The organism is Chryseobacterium culicis (genome assembly GCF_002979755.1).
GTDB lineage: Bacteria > Bacteroidota > Bacteroidia > Flavobacteriales > Weeksellaceae > Chryseobacterium > Chryseobacterium culicis_A.
Genome location: NZ_PCPP01000001.1, coordinates 1,824,179 through 1,843,236 on the forward strand (window position 1 = coordinate 1,824,179; position 19,058 = coordinate 1,843,236).

21 protein-coding genes are annotated in these 19,058 nt (G+C 35.9%); 12 read left to right on the plus strand and 9 right to left on the minus strand.

The window, feature by feature from the left end:
• The first annotated feature begins 1 nt into the window (after position 1).
• The 3 genes from CQ022_RS08290 to CQ022_RS08300 are packed head-to-tail and all read left to right on the plus strand — an operon-like array spanning position 2 to position 1,434.
• Positions 2 to 505: a DUF2199 domain-containing protein gene (locus CQ022_RS08290; protein ID WP_105680961.1), complete on the plus strand. Its 504-nt coding sequence runs from the start codon at positions 2 to 4 to the stop codon at positions 503 to 505.
• Entirely contained in the window at positions 506 to 985 is a 480-nt protein-coding gene (locus CQ022_RS08295; RefSeq protein WP_105680962.1) for a hypothetical protein, read from the plus strand.
• Positions 982 to 1,434: a hypothetical protein gene (locus CQ022_RS08300; protein ID WP_105680963.1), complete on the plus strand. Its 453-nt coding sequence runs from the start codon at positions 982 to 984 to the stop codon at positions 1,432 to 1,434. The genes CQ022_RS08295 and CQ022_RS08300 overlap by 4 nt, the downstream gene beginning before the upstream one ends.
• Before the next feature lie 45 nt (positions 1,435 to 1,479).
• Here CQ022_RS08300 and CQ022_RS08305 read toward each other — a convergent pair whose 3' ends face one another.
• On the minus strand, positions 1,480 to 2,010 hold the full coding sequence (locus CQ022_RS08305) for an NAD(P)H-dependent oxidoreductase (protein ID WP_105680964.1): 531 nt from the start codon (positions 2,008 to 2,010) through the stop codon (positions 1,480 to 1,482).
• Between the two features lie 91 nt (positions 2,011 to 2,101).
• On the opposite strand from CQ022_RS08305, the gene CQ022_RS08310 reads away from it, so the two are divergent.
• Together CQ022_RS08310 and CQ022_RS08315 are read left to right on the plus strand one after the other, a co-directional pair.
• Positions 2,102 to 2,467: a winged helix-turn-helix transcriptional regulator gene (locus CQ022_RS08310; protein ID WP_105680965.1), complete on the plus strand. Its 366-nt coding sequence runs from the start codon at positions 2,102 to 2,104 to the stop codon at positions 2,465 to 2,467.
• Between the two features lie 79 nt (positions 2,468 to 2,546).
• The gene (locus CQ022_RS08315) at positions 2,547 to 3,056 is read left to right on the plus strand and encodes a hypothetical protein (protein ID WP_105680966.1); all 510 of its coding nucleotides are present in this window, start codon (positions 2,547 to 2,549) and stop codon (positions 3,054 to 3,056) included.
• Positions 3,057 to 3,321: 265 nt separating this feature from the next.
• Here the strand turns inward: CQ022_RS08315 and CQ022_RS08320 are convergent, their stop codons facing one another.
• Complete coding sequence (locus CQ022_RS08320; protein ID WP_105680967.1) at positions 3,322 to 3,882, minus strand: DNA-3-methyladenine glycosylase I; 561 nt, start codon at positions 3,880 to 3,882, stop codon at positions 3,322 to 3,324.
• A gap of 161 nt (positions 3,883 to 4,043) precedes the next feature.
• On the opposite strand from CQ022_RS08320, the gene CQ022_RS08325 reads away from it, so the two are divergent.
• The 3 genes from CQ022_RS08325 to CQ022_RS08335 are packed head-to-tail and all read left to right on the plus strand — an operon-like array spanning position 4,044 to position 6,419.
• The gene (locus CQ022_RS08325) at positions 4,044 to 4,958 is read left to right on the plus strand and encodes an alpha/beta hydrolase (RefSeq protein ID WP_105680968.1); all 915 of its coding nucleotides are present in this window, start codon (positions 4,044 to 4,046) and stop codon (positions 4,956 to 4,958) included.
• 38 nt (positions 4,959 to 4,996) lie between these two features.
• Entirely contained in the window at positions 4,997 to 5,353 is a 357-nt protein-coding gene (locus CQ022_RS08330) for a hypothetical protein (protein ID WP_123864408.1), read from the plus strand.
• 52 nt (positions 5,354 to 5,405) lie between these two features.
• Positions 5,406 to 6,419: a TQO small subunit DoxD gene (locus CQ022_RS08335; protein ID WP_105680970.1), complete on the plus strand. Its 1,014-nt coding sequence runs from the start codon at positions 5,406 to 5,408 to the stop codon at positions 6,417 to 6,419.
• A 122-nt stretch (positions 6,420 to 6,541) separates the two neighbouring features.
• Here CQ022_RS08335 and CQ022_RS08340 read toward each other — a convergent pair whose 3' ends face one another.
• The 6 genes from CQ022_RS08340 to CQ022_RS08365 all read right to left on the minus strand — a co-directional run bounded on the left by CQ022_RS08340 (position 6,542) and on the right by CQ022_RS08365 (position 13,713).
• A complete protein-coding gene (locus CQ022_RS08340; protein ID WP_105680971.1) occupies positions 6,542 to 7,138 on the minus strand; it encodes a hypothetical protein in 597 nt (198 codons plus the stop codon).
• Positions 7,139 to 7,529: 391 nt separating this feature from the next.
• Positions 7,530 to 9,107, minus strand: coding sequence for a DHA2 family efflux MFS transporter permease subunit (locus CQ022_RS08345; protein ID WP_105680972.1), 1,578 nt, complete (start codon positions 9,105 to 9,107; stop codon positions 7,530 to 7,532).
• Between the two features lie 142 nt (positions 9,108 to 9,249).
• On the minus strand, positions 9,250 to 10,353 hold the full coding sequence (locus CQ022_RS08350; protein ID WP_105680973.1) for an HlyD family secretion protein: 1,104 nt from the start codon (positions 10,351 to 10,353) through the stop codon (positions 9,250 to 9,252).
• A gap of 16 nt (positions 10,354 to 10,369) precedes the next feature.
• The gene (locus CQ022_RS08355; protein ID WP_105680974.1) at positions 10,370 to 11,686 is read right to left on the minus strand and encodes a TolC family protein; all 1,317 of its coding nucleotides are present in this window, start codon (positions 11,684 to 11,686) and stop codon (positions 10,370 to 10,372) included.
• Entirely contained in the window at positions 11,670 to 12,296 is a 627-nt protein-coding gene (locus CQ022_RS08360; protein WP_228421496.1) for a TetR/AcrR family transcriptional regulator, read from the minus strand. Before CQ022_RS08360 ends, CQ022_RS08355 begins: the two co-directional genes overlap by 17 nt.
• Positions 12,297 to 12,594: 298 nt before the next feature.
• Positions 12,595 to 13,713 carry an ATP-binding protein gene (locus CQ022_RS08365; RefSeq protein ID WP_105680976.1) on the minus strand — a complete coding sequence of 373 codons (1,119 nt, stop codon included), beginning with the start codon at positions 13,711 to 13,713 and terminating at the stop codon, positions 12,595 to 12,597.
• Positions 13,714 to 14,112: 399 nt separating this feature from the next.
• On the opposite strand from CQ022_RS08365, the gene mdlD reads away from it, so the two are divergent.
• The 4 genes from mdlD (at position 14,113) to CQ022_RS08385 (ending at position 18,595) form a co-directional block, all read left to right on the plus strand.
• On the plus strand, positions 14,113 to 15,432 hold the full coding sequence (gene mdlD, locus CQ022_RS08370; RefSeq protein WP_105680977.1) for an NAD(P)-dependent benzaldehyde dehydrogenase MdlD: 1,320 nt from the start codon (positions 14,113 to 14,115) through the stop codon (positions 15,430 to 15,432).
• A gap of 198 nt (positions 15,433 to 15,630) precedes the next feature.
• Positions 15,631 to 16,947, plus strand: coding sequence for a hypothetical protein (locus tag CQ022_RS08375; RefSeq protein ID WP_105680978.1), 1,317 nt, complete (start codon positions 15,631 to 15,633; stop codon positions 16,945 to 16,947).
• A 1-nt stretch (position 16,948) separates the two neighbouring features.
• Positions 16,949 to 17,539 carry an LPS export ABC transporter periplasmic protein LptC gene (gene lptC, locus CQ022_RS08380; protein ID WP_105680979.1) on the plus strand — a complete coding sequence of 197 codons (591 nt, stop codon included), beginning with the start codon at positions 16,949 to 16,951 and terminating at the stop codon, positions 17,537 to 17,539.
• Positions 17,540 to 17,551: 12 nt separating this feature from the next.
• Positions 17,552 to 18,595: an anhydro-N-acetylmuramic acid kinase gene (locus CQ022_RS08385; RefSeq protein WP_105680980.1), complete on the plus strand. Its 1,044-nt coding sequence runs from the start codon at positions 17,552 to 17,554 to the stop codon at positions 18,593 to 18,595.
• A 47-nt stretch (positions 18,596 to 18,642) separates the two neighbouring features.
• Here CQ022_RS08385 and CQ022_RS08390 read toward each other — a convergent pair whose 3' ends face one another.
• Positions 18,643 to 19,032 (minus strand): hypothetical protein, encoded by a 390-nt coding sequence (locus CQ022_RS08390; protein ID WP_047387661.1) that lies wholly within the window; start codon positions 19,030 to 19,032, stop codon positions 18,643 to 18,645.
• Positions 19,033 to 19,058: the final 26 nt, after the last annotated feature.

Genomic DNA, 19,058 nt, shown 5'->3' on the forward strand with positions numbered 1-19,058 from the left:
TATGACTAAATACATCTGCCAATGCTGTGGAGAAGAGAAAGAAGACTGGCCTGCAATAGCCTATTCATATCCTTATTTTTACTCCTGCTTATCTGAAGAAGAATTAAAGAATGCTGAACTCAGTTCAGACCTTTGCGTTGTAAAAGAGGAAGAAAATACCCATAGATTTATCCGTACTGTTCTTGTACAGGAAGTCACAGATGATTGCAGAGATCTGGATTATGGAATCTGGGTATCCCTGAGTGAAAATAACTTTGATGAATATGTGGAGAATTATGACAATAAAGAATTTGAAGCTGAGTATTTCGGATGGCTTTCTACGTATCTTCCGGATTATGATTTTCAGGAAAGCATTCCTACAACGGTTGTGGTAAATAATGCTATCGGCCGCCCTTTTGTCTATCCTCATCAAAGCTATGATCATCCGTTTGTTGATGATTTTTATAATGGAATTACCAAAGACGAAGCAGAGAAAAGAATCAATAGGGTATTAAATAAAGAATAGATGAACTGGATTATCAGAAGTACAAAAAAAGTAAAATTCCATACGAATCTTCAGGAAGTTTTAAAGTCAATATGGGATAATCTTGCTGTTTATCGCTGGATTTTGACTGATCTTGATTTTATATCTGATCAACTTCTTCCCATTAATTTTGATGAAGATTTTTTTGTTTTAGATAGTCCGGGATTTGAAAAACTCTATCACAGCAATACTCAAATAATTTGGGGAATAATATCAGCTATACCCTATAATATTGAACCAGATGCTTCATTAATCTCCAAATTATCTGCTGAAGATTCTATCGTTTGGGAACCTGATCATTTTTTAATACAAGAAAGTATTATAGAAATTATTGCCTTTGATAGTGGGTATACTATTGTTAAATTTAAAGATAAACATCTTTCAGATAAGTTTAAAGAGTATTTTCATGAACAAGCAATAGATCTGCAAAAGTTCAATGAGAAATATATTAATCGAAAATGAAAAAATTTATCCTAGAAAAATTCAATATTATTCTTTTGGTACTCACTTTAGGATTAATCATATTCTGCATGGTAGACGAGAATTTATGGGTAAAGAAAATGCTCAAATCCCCTAAATATACAATTGGAGAAGCTGTTACGGATTGGCATCCAAAGAACAACAATGGCGTAGGAACAGATTACAAATATCAGGTTAGCAACAAGATATATTTTAAAACAACAAATTATTCTTACAAAAAAGGAGATAAATTCCTCATCATTTTCGATTCTATAAAACCTAAAAATGCAAAAGTTCTTGGCATTTATTCTATTGAGAACTATCTTATAGATTTAAAAGTTCCTTCAAAAGGCTGGAAATATCAGGATGTGCCTTTTAATATTGATAGTAATACCATAAAAAAATATTTACAAGACTGGAATGTAGAACCTTTTGAATATATTCAGCAATAAAGTTGAACTCCTTTAATTCAAGAGTCCAACTTCATTTTTATATTGTTATAAATTATCCAGGAATTCCAGATACATCGGAACACTTCTGTTGATCCATTCATCGGAAGAATCTCTTTCAATTCCATAATAGACAAAAGGTTCTTTATAATCTGCCTTTATATAATCAAAAGTCAGTTCATAAGGTCGGAAAAGTTCCTTCATGGTATATTTATATTCTCCGGATGTACTGTACCCTTCTTCATCTATTCCTGCTGTAACCGCCAGTGACATTTTCTTTCCGGCCAGCTTAAATCCGCTGGTACTTCCGTACGCCCAGCCATATAAAACCACCTCATCCAGCCATTGCTTTAAAAGTGGCGGACTGCTGAACCAGTAGAAAGGAAACTGAAATACAATTTTATCATAAGATTCCATCAGCTTTTGCTCCTGAGCTACATTGATTTTTCCGTCAGGATAAGCTTCGTATAATTGATGAACCGTATATTTTTCAGGGTATTTTTTTAATTCGTCAATCCATTTTTTATTGATAACAGATTTTTCAATATCAGGATGGGTAACAATTACTAAGGTCTTCATTATGTTTAAATTTCTATGACAAAATTACGACACGTAACTTACATTTCGTACATTAGCCACCCATTGTATGGTACTATAAAAAATGTAAGTAATGACTAAAATAAAGGAAAATTCAACCAATTTTGCCAATAAAAAAGCGCTTGCCGATGAATGTCCGGAGATCTATGCTTCCAATATTATCGGGGGACAATGGGCATTGGCGATCTGCTGTTATCTGATTAATGGAAAAATGCGTTTTGGAGAATTGAGAAAAAAGCTTCAGAACATTACAGAACGTATGCTTACCCTTCAGCTCCGAAGGCTGGAAGAAGATAAAATCATCACCAGAACAGTATTTGCTGAAGTTCCGCCACGGGTAGAATATGAACTTACAGAAATAGGCTACAAACTGAAGCCCATTATCCTGGAGTTTGAAAAATGGGGCAATGAGCATAAACAGATTATGGATAAGGAATAAAAAGGGTTTGGGTTAAAAAAATTTTATAGTATTATTTTTTACGTAAATTTAATTCACATTAAATTTCAAAATAACTTCTATGAAAAACCTTACTTTTTTTCTAACTCTTTCGGCATTCACTTTTTTAGGAAACTTTCTGAATGCACAGAAAATTTCTGATGGGCAAACCATTGATATCAATGGAATGGCTGTTACCTTTAATATCCTCAATAAAGAAAGTGTAGAATCTGGTGGAAAATCCTATGACCGCTATAAAGTTTCTGCATCCATAAAAAATACTTCAGATAAGGCTTACAATATCAGATTATCTGCTTTTCCTCAAATTGTAAGCAATATTGGTCTTGTAGAATTAGACTGTATTAATGCAACCGGAGCAAGACTGACTTCTAAAAAAATAGAGTTAAAAATGAAAGCTCAGATGATTAATGTTACCTATTCCGCCTATGACAAATCCGGAAAATTTGTAAGCAGTACAATTCCTGTAACGGGAAGTTATTATTTCGATCCTGGAGATACCATCAGTGATAATGCTATTTTTATTGTTCCTCAAGGTGAAAAACCGGATGTTTCTGTGAGAAGTATGAAGTAAAATTACAACGCAATATTCGCAAAGACAATACTCAGCTAAGCCAGGGATATAAAGTGATTTGATCACATCAATAGGAACGGGCTTTAGCCCGTTCAGATAAAGTATAAAAATCAAATAGGCTTTAGCCTAAACTTAAAACCTTAGTAAACCGGATTGAGCTGTCTTTTCTTATTCTGAATTTTTACAAGCTAGATTCCTACGGAATGACAAGTAGAGATGTTTGACATTAATACACACTCTGTCACTCCGTAGGAATCCAGGCTTATTATTTAACCGTTTTTCCCTTCCACAAAGGTTTCTGTTCTAATACTTTTGAGTGTATCGGACAGCTTTCATGGTGGGCACCCTTGAGATATCCTGTACTCATGAGAAATTCGTTTACAATTTCACCCCCAGTAAATTTGAAGGTTTTCTTGAATAATTTCATCCATTCCTGCAATGTCATTGGATGATGATGTTCCAGCCATTTCTCGAACGAACCAAATTCCTTCTGCAATTCTATGATCGTTTTTGCATTTTCAATGGCAGCATTCACTTTCAGTTTATTCCTGATAATCCCCGGATCGCTTAACAGTCTTTCACGGTCTTCCTCTGTATAAGCCGCTATTTGCTGAATATTAAAATTGTCATACGCTTTTCTGAAGCTGTCTTCTTTTTTCAGCACGGTTTCCCAGCTTAATCCCGCCTGATTGATTTCAAGAATCAGTCTTCCAAACAACTCATTATCATCATGAATAGGAAATCCATAATAGTTATCATGGTAATTTTTATGCAGTTCTTTTCGGTTTTCGGGCTGCATTCCTTCTATGGCTAAACAATAACTCATTGAAATATTCTATTTAAATTCTAAATAATGTGGTAAAGATAAGACAGCTTTGTGACAACTGTACGTCAGTAGTATTTTAATATTAATAATAATTCCATGTGCTTTAGGTCTTTCAGCTCAGAGAATATTTAGTAGTTTAGAAGACTCAAAAAACGATCCACATGAAATCCCTGTTTTCCATTCTTTTTATTATTTGTTCAATATCTTTTCAAGCACAGAATTTATACTCAAAGGCCTATGGAAATCCGAAAAATACTCCTGTCATTTTTATTCATGGCGGCCCCAGCGGAAATGCAACCTTATTTGAAGGAACTACAGCCCATAACCTTGCCGATAAAGGATTTTATGTCATTGTCTATGACAGACGTGGTGAAGGGCGCTCAAAGGATGAAAAGGCAACTATGACATTCAAAGAAAGCTTTGAGGATTTAAAAAGTATTTATTCCACTTACCATATCAAAAAAGCCAATATTCTTGCCCACAGTTTTGGGGGAATTATCGGGACTTTATTTACAGAACAATTTCCAGAAAAAGTAAAATCCCTTACGCTTGCCGGAGCTTTATTTACCCAACAGGAAACCTACAACCATATTGTAAAACAGGCTAAAGAACATTTTAAAAATGATCCTGCCCGGCTTAAAGAGATTTCAGAAATAGAAAGTCTGGACAAAAATTCTGCTGTTTACAGAAAAAGATGTTATGATATGGCTGGGAAACTTGGATTCTTTGATATGCCCCATCCTACTCCCGAAAGTGAAATGCTGAGAACGGAATACAAAGCAGGTGAATTCAACAAAAACAATATAAGAAATCCTGATTCTCCTCTTAAATTCTATCAAAATGAATCTCAGAATAATCTTGATAATACTTCCGTTTTAAAAAGTATCAGCAAAAAGGGAATTCCCATTTTTTCAGTGTATGGCAAGAATGACGGAATATTTTCAGAAAAACAGCTGAATGATCTTAAAAACATTGTCGGGAAGAGCCATTTCAGGCTTATTGATAACTGCTCCCACTACTTATTTGTGGATCAGCAGAACGATTTCCTGGAATTTATAAAGCTTACATTAAAATAAAGTGTAGTTTTGTAACCATGCCCCATTCAGGAATCCATATGAAAACCTATAAAGCCATCGTTACGATGCTTATATTGGTATTTTCATTATCACCATGTTCAGTGAAAAGAAATGTTCTTGATATTTTTGATATTCAATACATCAGCGGGCTGAATAAAGTAAAAACAACTTCATCTCTTTCCTTTAGCTGTGATCTCGCTTCTGCTTCTTCAGGAATTTCAGTTTCAAAAACTAAAGTTCAAAGCCGATACTGTAAATTCTTATTGGGTGTTAATCAAGCTACAGGTAACTTCGTTGGGAAAAAGATTTCCCTCAATAACTATTCCGGGCATTCTACAGGAAACGGCCCTCCAAAATATATTCTATTTAAAAGACTGAAGCTTAATCTGATTTAAAAATTTTTAAATCTAATGACAATCAGTTTTTTACAATACAATATTAATTTCAATGAAACATACCATAAACAGCCCGTCTTCGGACCTGGCCGGATTATATACTTTATCCCTCCGAATGGTGATCGGGTGGACTTACTTTTCAGCGTTCTGGCGCCGACTTATCCTTGAAAACAAACTTATTCCTGACGAAAAAGGATACATAGGAGAAAAATTCAATCATTTTTTACCTAATGCCCTAGGCATAAAACCTATTATTGAATATCTTGTTACCCATCCGGATGCCTTAGAGCGCTCCATGATCATCTTTACCATTATTGAAGCCGTTGTAGGATTATTCATTATTCTCGGATTATTTACACGGTTAATGAGTATCGGAATTTTCAGTCTTGCCCTCGGGATATTATTAGGTTCCGGCTGGCTGGGAACAACCTGTCTTGATGAATGGCAAATCGGAGTTTTAGGAGTTGCTGGCGGATTTGTTCTGTTTCTTACCGGAAGCGGTCCTTATTCACTGGATTATTATTTCATGAAGAATAACAAAAATTTCACTCAAAAAAGATGGTTTCAGTGGCTTGGCTCAGGAAATTTTCCTGTCCAACAACCCAAAGTTCTTGTACTGGCAGGTTCGTTTATCATATTCGGTTTAACTCTTTTTACCAATCAGTATTTCCATGGAGGTGTATGGGGAACCCTGCATAATAAATCAGTAAAACCGAAGCTGGAAATTTCAAATATTTCTCATACTAAGTCGGATTTAAAATTTGAAGTGTACAGAACGGAAGGAGCCGATGTGTATGGCTCTTTCCTGATAGGCATTCATATTCTGGACAAAAATGGCAATATTTTAAAAGCGATGGATCATAAAGAACTTGCCGGATTGTCCAAAGAAAATATAAAAAACCATTACGTTGCCAAAGTGAAACCGGGAAAGCACAGTCTGGTAGTTCCATTGGGAGCAAAGGCTGATGTAATTTTGAATATTGATGACATTCTTCATAAAAGTGAAATTCAGACTCTAAAACTGATTGATGTCAGCGGGATTGAGTGGATAGAGAGGATTGATTAGGGATTCGCGGTGCGGGGCGTCGGTTTTATGTTTTGGCTGAAGCCGATCCTTGCTTATAATAGAGAAAGCGGACTAAAGTCCGCTCCTATTGATATTTGAAATTATTATTTCAATATTCTGCTCTATTTTTCTGCGATAACTACATGGTAACTGCATGAGCTGTCCGGATCTAGTTTGAGGACTTTTATTTCAAGTAAAACATCCAGCCCCATTGTATCGCAAACTCCCTGTATGAAAGGTTTTATGACCGGCCATTTCAGTAAACCCGCAATCTGCAGGCTCTGAGTGATTTTATGATAGCGGTCTACTCCTTTAATCAGTAATTCACATTTGTAGTCATTTAATTCTTTAAATTCAAAGTTATATTCGGGACTGGATGTAAAAATTGCTCCTATCAGTATTTTTGCTACAGCGGGAATACCAGGCTGCAGGTTAGGTTTTGTTTCAAGATTTCTCAGCGCCATTCTTGATCCGAGATCATACATAAAAGTACTGGAAAGCTGTTCTATAGCCTCTGCCCCATAAAGTTTTCCGATTTGTTTGAGCATCCCTCCATAAAAAGCTCCTGTAATATCAGACAAGCGCTGCGTAAGTTCAGTAAAGGTTTTGGGAAAGAAATCTGAAATAATCTGGGCTTGATTCATTTCAGGAAGATAAACATCATTTTCTCTGAAGTAGGATAATGCGGCATAAGTTTCCGGCAATTGAATTTGATTCATATTTAATACGTTATTAGTGTTTTGAAATCATGGTTTAATTAGGTGATACACCGAAACACACCACCTCATACAGCTTCTGAAATGGGGAAGTTGTTTTTATGGAATATAAAAAGTAGCTGTGTCAACTGTGTTTAATACATGAAGTTCAGATAAAATCCGATACTGTATTGGGGTAAATCCTTTTTGATTGGATTGTTGAATGGAGAGGGAATGTATTCATACTTTTTTCATTTGGTACGGTAAAGCTAGAAAAAATAAATAAATTCTCCAATATGTGATATTATTTTTCATTGAACAAAATCACAATCTAAAGGTATTGAATGATACTATTTTACATCAGAAACAACATAAAAAAACCTTCGAAATTTTCGAAGGTTTTTATTATTATAATTTAGTGCATGGCTTCACTCAAATCTATTTTTTCTTTGCTCTTTCTTTCTTTTACAAGTAAGATAAACGGAATACATATCAGGAATACGATTCCGAGGTAAAGAAATACATCCATATAGGATAATACCGTTGCTTGTTTCGTTACGGATAAGTCGAGCATTTTATACGCGGCATTCATTGCTGCATCAGGAGTCATTCCTTTCGCTATAAAATTTGCTTTAAGGGCGGCAAGTCTTTGCTGAACATCAAAGCTGTTTTCGTCAAGGTGGGAAATCAGGTTATTCCTGTATTTCTGACCAGCATTGGCAATAAAAGTTGTGATTGCTGCAATCCCGAAAGATCCTCCCAGCTGTCTCATCATCCCTGTAAAAGCGGCTCCCTGACCAATTTCCTGCCCTTTCAGTGTACTTAATGACAAAGAGGTAATCGGAATAAACAATAATCCTAAACCTGCTCCTCTCACGATCAGCATCCAGAAGAAGGCATCTTTACTGGTATCCGGTGTCAGAATTTTGTATCCCCAGAAGCTATAGACAAAGAAGATGAATAATCCTAAAGAAACCAGAATCTGCTGTTTTGCTCCTTTTGCCAGTAATCTACCAATGATAGGCATCATAAAGGCCGTCGTTAAAGCTGCCGGAATCATCAGTGCACCTGACTGAAGTGCCGTCCACCCTAAAATACTCTGGGTATACAGTGGAACGATGAATGTAGAACCATACAGCCCGAATCCAAGCACGAATGACATCATGGTTCCGATTCTTAAATTGCTGTTTTTAAGTACCCTGAGCTCAACGATTGGATATTTAAAGGTAAGTTCTCTCCAAAGGAATAATATAAATCCTAAAATTGCGGCTACTGTGAAGGCTACAATCATTCCGCTTTCAAACCAGTCTTCTTCATGTCCTCTTTCCAGAATGAACTGTAATGAACCTACTGTTACTGCCAGCAATCCAATCCCAATCCAGTCAACATCCGAGACTTTACGTTTTTCTGCATATTTCGGACTTCTTACAAACTGCAGCGTCATCAAGGTTGCTGCAATTCCAATCGGAATATTAATATAGAAAATATATGGCCAGCTGAAGTTATCAACGATATATCCTCCAAGAGGCGGACCTAAGGTAGGACCGATAATTACTCCCAGACCATAAATAGCCTGAGCCATACTTCTTTTTTCAATCGGATAAGATTCCGTAATAATCGTCTGTGAAGTTACCAATAAGGCTCCCCCACCGATTCCCTGCATCAATCTGAAAAACACAAGTTCCCAGATATTGGTCGCATTTCCACATAAAAATGAAAATATGGTAAATATAATGATGGATGCCGCAAAGTAATTTCTACGCCCAAACTGCTGGGAAAGCCAGCTCGTCATTGGTACTATAATTACGTTACCAATGGCATAAGCCGTAATTACCCATCCCACTTCAGAAAGTGTAGATCCAAGATTCCCCTTCATTTCATTCAAGGCAACATTGACAATCGTGGAGTCTACAATTTCAAGAAGGGCACAAAGGATAGCCGTAATCGTAATGATTACTCTACGCGCTCCATATTCTACTAATGAATCTTGCATAAGTTTTTTACGATGTAAAAAGTCAATGGTAAATTTTGCTTCGCAAGTGAATAGTGAATTTTAAAACAGTTTATTTTAAATTGACAGCAAAGCTGATTCCCTATTGACAACGAAATTCATTGACTTTTAACAGTTTTAAAGGTTATTTCAAAGCAACTTCTGCCTTCACGTTCATTCCTGTTCTTAATCTTTTTGCAATGTTCTTATCAAGATTTACAAAATCGATTTTTATAGGAAGTCTCTGAACTACTTTTACGAAGTTACCACTCGCATTATCCGGAGGAAGAATAGAGAAAGTAGCTCCTGTAGCCGGAGAGAATGAACTTACTACTCCTTCAAACTCCTGATCAGGGAAAGCATCAATCTCGATTTTCACCTTCTGTCCCTCTACCATTTTATCTACCTGTGTTTCCTTAAAGTTGGCCACAACCCATTTCTGATCGTTTTTAACCAAAGCAAACAACTGTGATCCTGCCTGCAGATACTGACCTGCCTGTGTAGATACTTTTCCTACATGGCCGTCTTCAGGTGCAAGAATTACGGTATATGATAAGTTTAATTTTGCATTTTCCACATCTACTTCTCTTTGTTTAGCAACAGATCCGGCAACACTGATTTGTTGTGAACTTGCAGCCGTTTGAGAAGAAGCAATATGGGTTTGCTGAGCAATTTGATTTCTCTGATCAACTAAAACCTGTAACTGTCTGTCTGCAGATTGCTTTGCTGCTAAAGCCTGCTCATATTGCTGTTCTGTAATAGAATGGTCTTTTACAAGATTAGCATATCTCTTCAAATCCTGAGAAGTTTTCCAAACATTTACTTTTGCGGCTTCTATCTGAGCATTGGCAGTGACTACTGCTGCTTCTGAAGAACCGATATTTTTTGAAGTAGCCGTTGTAGTAGCTTCTGCATTGGAGATATTACTTCTCGCCGTAGATAATGCTGCCTGAGCCTGTTCAAGAGCCATTTTCTGATCTCTGTTATCCAAAATCACCAACGTATCTCCCTTCTTTACAAACTGGTTGTCTTTTACTTTTACCTGAGCTACATATCCTGAGATTTTAGAAATTACCGGTGACATATTGGAAGCGATTTGAGCATCGTCAGTCTCTTCATGGTACTGTCCGTAAGTAAAAGCTCTGTAACCGTAGATTCCTCCTCCGATTACTACTGCAGCTAAAATGATAGGAAAAACTAAACTTTTTTTCTTTTTAGGTTCAACTGCCTGTGTATTATTATTTTCCATTTTGGTTTCGATCTGATTATTTAATTGTTAAAGTTCCTGTTGTCTGTAATAGTTTTCTGTATGCCAGTGCAGCATCTGCCTTAGCATTGATTACGCCAACGTTGGCAGCAATCTGCGCCGCATCTGCATCCAATAATTCTGTCATGGTTGCAAGACCGTTATCGTATTTATTTTTAGTAATTCTGTAGTTTTCATTAGCCTGCTCAGCAGATTTTTCAAAAACAGTAATTCTCTTCTTTGAATAATCTGTGTTCTGGTACTCTCTGTTTACATCAAGCTTAATGTTATCATTCAATAACTCATCGGTAGCAGCAAGCTGTTTTTCTCTTGCCTGCGATTGTCTCAATGAAGAGTTTTCTTTCCACAGGTTGGATAAGTTATATGAAACTCCAATCCCTACGTTGATCGCATTGTAAACAGTAAGAAACTTAGGAATATCAGCCGCTACATAACCTCCTGTAAAGGCAATAGAAGGAAGATTTTCTGCTTTTGCTGCTTTTGATCCCAATTCTGCCGCTTTTCTCTGTTGAGCCAAAGCCTGTAAGTCTTTACGGTTTTCTCTGGCTTCGGTAACATAAAAATCAACAGGTTTTACGTCTGATCCTTCCTCAATATAATTTTCATCTACTGCCAGTTCTGTAGTTTCTGCCAGTCCTAATAAAAGATCCATATTGATGTTGGCAATATTATAGTTATTCTTAGCTTCCAGTAACTGAAGTTCAATATTTGAAGTCTGAAGATTTGCCTTTAATCTGTCATTTCTTGCAATCAAACCATTGTTTTCCATTTTAAGGAAAGTTTCATCTCTTTTTTGAGAAGCGGCAAGATTTTCTTCAAAGACCTTGATGGACTGGTTGGCTTTAAACAGGTTGTTATAAGCCTGGGCAACATTATAAGCAATGGCAATTTTATCATTCTCAGTGCTTAGTTTAGAAGCTTCTACCAAATATTTAGCTGACTGAATACCGTATTTGATTCTTCCCCCGCTGTAGATCGGAACGCTAAGGTTAGCGGAACCGTAAAGCACCTGATGTACTTCTGGGCCACCTGCTCCACCGGAAACTCCCGGAAGTTTAATATCAACATTCGGTTTTATCGGAAGGTACATATAGCTACCTGACACTTTCAATTCCGGTAACTGTCTGTTTTTAGCCTCCAAAAGATCAGCTGTAGCCTCTTCGATCTTGGCTGCATCGATCTTGAGATTCTTGCTGTTCTGGATTCCCAGCTGCACGGCTTCGTCAAGAGAAAGTGTTTTTTTCTCCTGAGCATTTACATTTGCTATTCCTACGAATAGTGATAATGCAATCACTGAGTTATTTATTCTCTTCATAACCTAAAAGGTCTTTTAGTATATATTTTATATGTTTATTAAGTTCTGTGTAGTATTTTTCATCAAAAGCTTCTTCATCTTCTGTTTCATTCAGGAACTCTTTATACATTTCTTTAGCATTGAATGCATAAAATAAGGTTCCGCTTACCGTGGAATGAAGCAGATAAATAGGTGGGTTTTTGGTGAAAATTCCATTTTTAAGACCACTTTCCAATATTTGGGAATACATAGAAAGGAATCCCATTTTGGTTTGTTTCAAAAATTCTACAATCTGAGGATTCTTTGTATGCAGCTGCTCTCTCTGCATAATTCTGTAGAAGCATTTTTGAGTTCTGATCTTGTGAGAAAACTGATCAATGACTTTTTCAATTTTCTGCCACTCGTTGATATCTGTTCTTCCCAAAAGATCTTTTGAAAAAAACTGACCTTCATTCATTCTGTATTCCACTAATTTCTCATAAAGTTTTTCCTTAGAGCCAAAATAATACGAGATCATAGAGATGTTTACATTAGCATCCTTTGCAATTTCGCGGGTGGAAGTCCCTTCGAATCCCTTTTCTGCAAAAAGCTTCTCGGCTGCAAATAATATATTTTCTTCTTTTGAAATCATGTTAGTGTTCATTTTTCAGGGCGCAAATGTACACAAGTTTTAACACAAATCAAACGATTGATTGATTTTTTAATATAGATTTAATTTATTGTAACAGAAAGACGGTTTCTATAATGAGTGCTGGAACTTCTGTAAAGCCTGTTTTGGATGAAAAACAGCTGGATAAAGTTTAATGATATTGGGAAATTTGAAAAAAATTCTCTACAAAATATCAATCTTTAACACAATTTTACTGGAAAATACCTCTTGAAAAAAGGGAAAATACAAATAAAAACTCCGGTGAGAGCCGGAGTTTTATTTATGTGCTTTTGTGAATATATCTTGATAATTTTATGCCGAGATCGGTCCAGACAATTTTAGGATTTCCGTTTCGGGTTAGGTGCAGATCCGCAGTATTGATTTCCTCCAGAATACTTTCAATATTAGCGCCACTGATAAATTTTGAAAACCCTGCCCAATTGAAACCGTTCGCATTAATCTTTTTATACACCAGATTTTCGGACTGATAGTTTTGAAGTAATGCCAGCCTGAAAATTTCAGAACAATAGTTGAGGAAGTTTTTCTGTTTTTCTCTGTTCCATCCTGCAATTTCCCTTGCCCAGAAAATAATGCTTTTTAAATATTCAGGTTTCTTTTTAACCATAAATGCATCTCTCACCCACTGTACAAAAAGCTTTTCGAATTCATTGCTTTTATCTCCAGAATTCAATAGTTTTATGGCATCATTGAGATCTCCCTGTGCTTCATGAACAATCTCTCTCACTTTTTCTTCAGAAACAGAAAAATTCTTTTTGAGATGATTTTCAATATCTTCATCATTAATTCTGGGAATCTCTACAATCTGTGCTCTGGAAAGGATGGTTGGAAGAATATCGTTGGTACTTTCCGCTGTAAGAAGAATAACAGTCTTTGCTGGTGGCTCCTCCAAAAATTTCAAAAACTTATTGGAAGCCGCTATATTCATTTTATCAGCTCTCCAGACGATAAGAATTTTGGTTCCCCCTTCATAACTTTTTAAAGAGAACTTCTGGTTCTGGTCATCAATCTCATCAGCAGAAATAAATAACTGTTTATTCTCCGATTCTAAAAAAGCAGTCCAGTCATCATAACTTGCATAAGGAGAAGCCAGGATCATTTCTCTGAACTCATCAAATTTATTTTTACTTAATGAATTTTTATTATCGGTAAAAACCGGAAAACTGAAATGCAGATCCAGGTGATTAAGGTGCTCTACCTTCATCGCAGCATGTTCATTTTCCCGCATGAAAATTTCCCGTGCATAGGCCAATACCATAGGCAGTGCTCCGTATCCCTCCTTTCCTACAAAAAGTTGGGCATGGCTCACCCTGTTTTCAGCAATGCTTTCTCTAAGAAGTTTTTTCAGATTTGTCTGTCCGGCGATGTTCTCCCAATTCATGTTTCAAAGATAAAAAATCTTCTCTCATTTCATAAAATTAAGTCTGCTTAAAATGCATAAAAATATAGATCATACATTTTGAGTTTCTTTAAATCTATAAAAGTACAGGATATAATAAAACCATTAAGAAGGGTTGAAGAAATAAAGTATAGTTAAGATGAATCATTCTGATTTTAAGCTTAAAGCGAAGCTTATCTTACTACTCTTAGCACCTTCATACAATCTTAATGGCTCAAAAGAAATGCCTCATATTATAGGTAATATCAATAATAGGATTAGAATAAAACATGAAATTAAATTTTACACAATGTAATTTTATACAATATATTTGCAACGTGAAATTATTCGTACATTCATTACCATTTCACACCTATTTCCAATATTAAAAATATTAAACCAATGGATACAAACCTGGAACAAAAAATTAAAGGGATATTTCAACAGCAGAAAGTCTTTTACAAAACCAATCAGACTAAAGATATTGAATTCAGAAAAGCACAATTAAGAAAATTTCGTGAAGTTTTTTTACAGCATACTGATGCACTTTGTGAGGCTTTGGATACAGATTTGGGAAAAAGCAGAAAAGAAGCAGAGTACGTGGAGATTCAAATTGTTATCAGTGAACTTGATTATTTGCTGGAAAATGTTGATGAATGGGCAAAGCCAACTCCTGTACCTTCAAAACCACATCCTTCAGGTGCTGAAATTGTAAGTAAAGTAACCTATCAGCCTTATGGAGTTACGTATATTATCGGACCTTTCAACTATCCTGTTCAATTAACATTCAGTCCGTTGATTGGGGCTTTGATTGCAGGAAATACGGCCATTATAAAACCTTCTGAAAATACGCCTCATGTAGCTCAGGTTCTTGAAGATATTATCAGAAAATCATTTGATGAATCTTATGTAGCAGTTATTCAGGGTGCTATTGAAGAAAATACATTGTTATTAAGTTTACCTTTTGATTATATTTTCTTTACAGGAAGCCCGAATGTCGGGAAGATTGTTATGAAAGCAGCTGCAGAACAGTTAATTCCGGTGACCCTTGAACTGGGCGGAAAATCTCCAACGATTGTTCATAAAGATGCAGATCTGGATAAAGCTGTGGCAAGAATATCTTATGGAAAATGGATTAATTGCGGACAAACTTGCGTTGCTCCGGACTATATCTATATCCATGAGTCTGTAAAAGATGCCTTCATTGAAAAATTCAAAGCTAATCTGGATACCACTTATGAAGGAGAATCACTTGGGAAAATAGGAAAAATTGTCAGTCAGAACCAGATTAAACACCTGGCAGGTTATCTGGACGCAGCTCCGGAAAAAGTGATTTACGGTGGAAAATATGACCTTGAAACCCGTCATTTTGGGGCTACTGTAATGGATAATATTACCTGGGATGATCAGGTGATGCAGCAGGAGATCTTCGGGCCTATTCTTCCTATTTTGACGTACAGCGATATTGAAGAGGCACTGGAAGAAATCAATAACCGTCCTAAACCTTTAGCATTGTATATTTTCACAGAAAATCAGGAACTGGCTGATTATGTTTTACATCATACCACAAGCGGAGATGCTGAAATCAACAGTGCCATTATCCACGTGGGTTCTCACTATTTACCTTTTGGAGGAGTAGGAACTTCAGGAATGGGAAAATATCATGGGAAGTTCAGTTTTGAATGCTTCAGCCACAGCCGTTCTGTCCTTCAGGTAAAATAAATAATCAGGTAATAACGAATATAAATAAAGACTGTCTGCTCAGGAACAGTCTTTTTTATGTACTACAGAATTGCTATTTTTAAGGCTGAAAATTTGCATTTTTCTTTTAAAGAAAAGCCCTTAACAAACTTTAACCACATATAATTTTTACAATTCATTAATATTTAAGATATTTGCGCATTGTTTTAAAAATAAAGAATGAAAAAAATCTTTGTAGTATCATTCATATCAGTTGGATATTTTCTTAATGCACAGAGTCTAAGCAACTCTCCTTATGCAACGTATGGAATTGGAGATGTGAAATATGATAATACGATCGAAACTACTTCTATGGGAGGTATATCTACTGCTTTTATAAGTGATTTTACCAGTAGTTTCAATTTTGCCAACCCGGCAAACAACGCCAATTTTGAACTTACGAGTATCAGACTGGAAGCTACCAACGAAAACAATTATTTCAAATCGAACTACAACGATATGAAATCTACAAAGCATTCTACGTATCTTTCCAATATTTCGCTTGCATTTCCATTATCTTCTAAAGTAAAAATGGGAATCTCTTATCAGCCATACAGTTCTAAAAGCTACGATATCGTAACGGAACAGCTTGCCAGTGATAACACAACTCCCCTTTACAGAAATAACTTTAAGGGAAGCGGAACTTTGAACACTGCTCAGATTGCTCTTTCTTATAAGATCAGTCAGGAATTGTCTGTAGGGGCAAAAGCTAACCTTTACTTTGGAGATCTTAATGACCTTAATGAGTTCCGTGCTTACAACAGTAATCTTGGTACCTATGTAGGTGAATATGTTAATGGTTATGAGACTAAAAACAGAATCAGAAACTTTAATTTCACATTAGGTACAAGCTACCAGACTTTAAATACGCGTACTGATAAGAAGTTTACCGTAGGAGCTACTGCTACTTTTGGTAATACAAGTAATATGACTACTCAGTACACCAACAGTACATACAGATATTCTGATGCTCAGGAGACTACTAAAGTTACCGGATCAGAAACAATCATAGAGCAAAAAGAAACAAAATCCAAAAACCTTCTTCCACTTCAGGCTTCCTTAGGGGTTGGATATGGAAGTGAGAACCACTGGTTTGTATCAGGACAGGTAGATTATAAAAAAGGAGAAGATATCTCTTATTTTGGTAAAGATTTTAATTTCCAGGATACTTACAGAATTTCTGCAGGAGGATGGTATCTTCCGAACTACAATAACTTTAGAAACTACTTCTCAAGAGTAATCTATAGATATGGTGCTTTCTACGAGAGAGGAAACCTTAATCTGGAAGGAAACAGTATAAACAAGTTCGGTATTTCTGCAGGGGTTATGCTTCCATTCAAAAACAGTAGTATCACAAGAATGAGTGGTCTTGAAATAGGGTTAGAAGTAGGTAAAAGAGGTACTCTTCAAAACAATCTGATCAACCAGAATTTCGTTAACCTGAGAATCGGCTTTAATTTTGCTGACAAATGGTTCAGAAAGACTCTTTATAACTAAAATGAACTTTTCAAAAAAAATATCATATAAAAATATAGCATGCCTTTTTAGTTGTGCTATATTTTTTATATTGACATCCTGTGAAGAGGATCTTACCAAAAGAAATGGCAGCCAAAGCAAAAATTTCCCTTCACAAATCATCAACAACGCCAATATTATACAGCGTGATTCCGGTTTTGTTACTTTAAAGGCCAAAGCACCGATCATTGAAAAATATGAGTTGATCGACAGCCCGTATGTAATAGCCAGAAAAGGAATCGACATTGAGTTTTTTGATAAAAAGAAACCTAAGGTTCCAGGAAGAATTACGGCTAAATACGCCCGTATTTTTGAATACAAAAAGTTCTACGAAGCCAAAGGTGATGTAAGAATAAAAACCAATGAAGGACAGAGATTTGCCATGCAGAGTATTTATTGGGATCAGCGAAAAAACAGAATCTATACCAAAGATACGGTATACGTTACCATGGAAGACGGCTCTACGCTGGTAGGTGCCAATGGAATGACTGCCAAAGATGATTTTTCCGAATATACATTCTATAACAACTCAGGAGATTTCAGTTCAAAAAGAATTTCTGAGAATAAAAAATAATTCCAAAAAACTATGAAAGCTCTGGCTATTGGACTGATGTCCGGGACAAGTCTGGACGGTTTGGATATCTGCCTTGCCAAATTTGAAAAACAGGACATATGGACCTTTCAAATCCTGAAGGCCGAGACACTCTCCTATTCTGAGGATTGGGAATCTCAACTTAGAAACTCGGTTCACCTTTCTGCTGAAGATTTACTGGAACTGCATTCAGAGTATGGTTTTTATCTGGGACAGCGGGTTAAAGAATTTATTCATAAGCATCAGCTTGAAAATATCGACCTGATTGCTTCTCATGGACATACCGTTTTTCATCAGCCAAAGAGAAAATTCACCCTTCAGATTGGGGACGGCAGAGCGATCAAACTGGAAACCGGATTACCCGTCATTTATGATTTCAGAAGTCAGGATGTTCTAATGAATGGAAATGGGGCACCTCTGGTACCCATAGGGGATGCATTGCTTTTTTCGGAGTACAGCGCTTGTTTAAACCTTGGTGGTTTTTCCAATATTTCATTACAATCAGGCGAAAAAAGAATCGCTTTTGATATTGCCCCGGTTAATATTGTTTTAAATTATTTGGCTCAAAAGCTTCATAAAAACTTTGATGAAAACGGAGAATTGGCTGAAAAAGGAAAAATCAATGAGACCTTACTGAATCAGCTTAACGCATTGGATTTTTACCATCTTTCACCTCCAAAATCTTTGGGAATTGAATGGTGTAACCAGCATATATTTCCAGCTCTTGAAAATATAGAAACCCTGGATGCGCTGGCAACTTTTACAGAGCATGCCGCCCAGCAGATTTCCCTTGTTATCAATAAAAATAATATAAAAGATATTCTGGTTACAGGCGGAGGTGCCTACAACACGTTTTTAATTGAAAAAATAAGAGCAAAAACAAAAGCCGAAGTGATCATCCCTGAAAAAGAGATCATCAATTATAAGGAAGCTTTGATTTTTGCCTTTATGGGCGTTCTAAAAATGAATAATGAGATCAATGTGTTGTCTTCTGCCACAGGAAGTTCTCATGACCACTCCTCAGGAGTTACCGTATAAGAATCTCTCATATAAAAATAAAAAAACCTTCATTTTGAAGGTTTTTATTATTTATAAGCTTCGATTTTATCAGTAAGCGTATTGATAAAGTTCTGTAATGGTTTTTCTACCATCATTTTAATGAATGGATTGAATTTCCCTTCGAATAACATCTGAACTTCAGTTTGATTATCACTGATCGGGTTTAAAGTTGCTGTTAATGTAAAATCCAAGCTTGAACTTGCAGATTTTAAAACAGCTTTCTGATCATCTACTTCGTCTATTTTTAACGCAATTTCCGGCATTCCCTGTAATCCAAATTTAAATCCGTTATCTCTCGTTTCAAATTTCTGAAGACCATCCGGCATAAAATCTTTGTAATTTTCAGGTGATTTCAGCAACTCGGTAAGTTCTTTAGATGATTTATTGACAATAATCTTTCGTCCTTCTAAATTCATTTTTTATTTTTGTATTTAAATTCTTA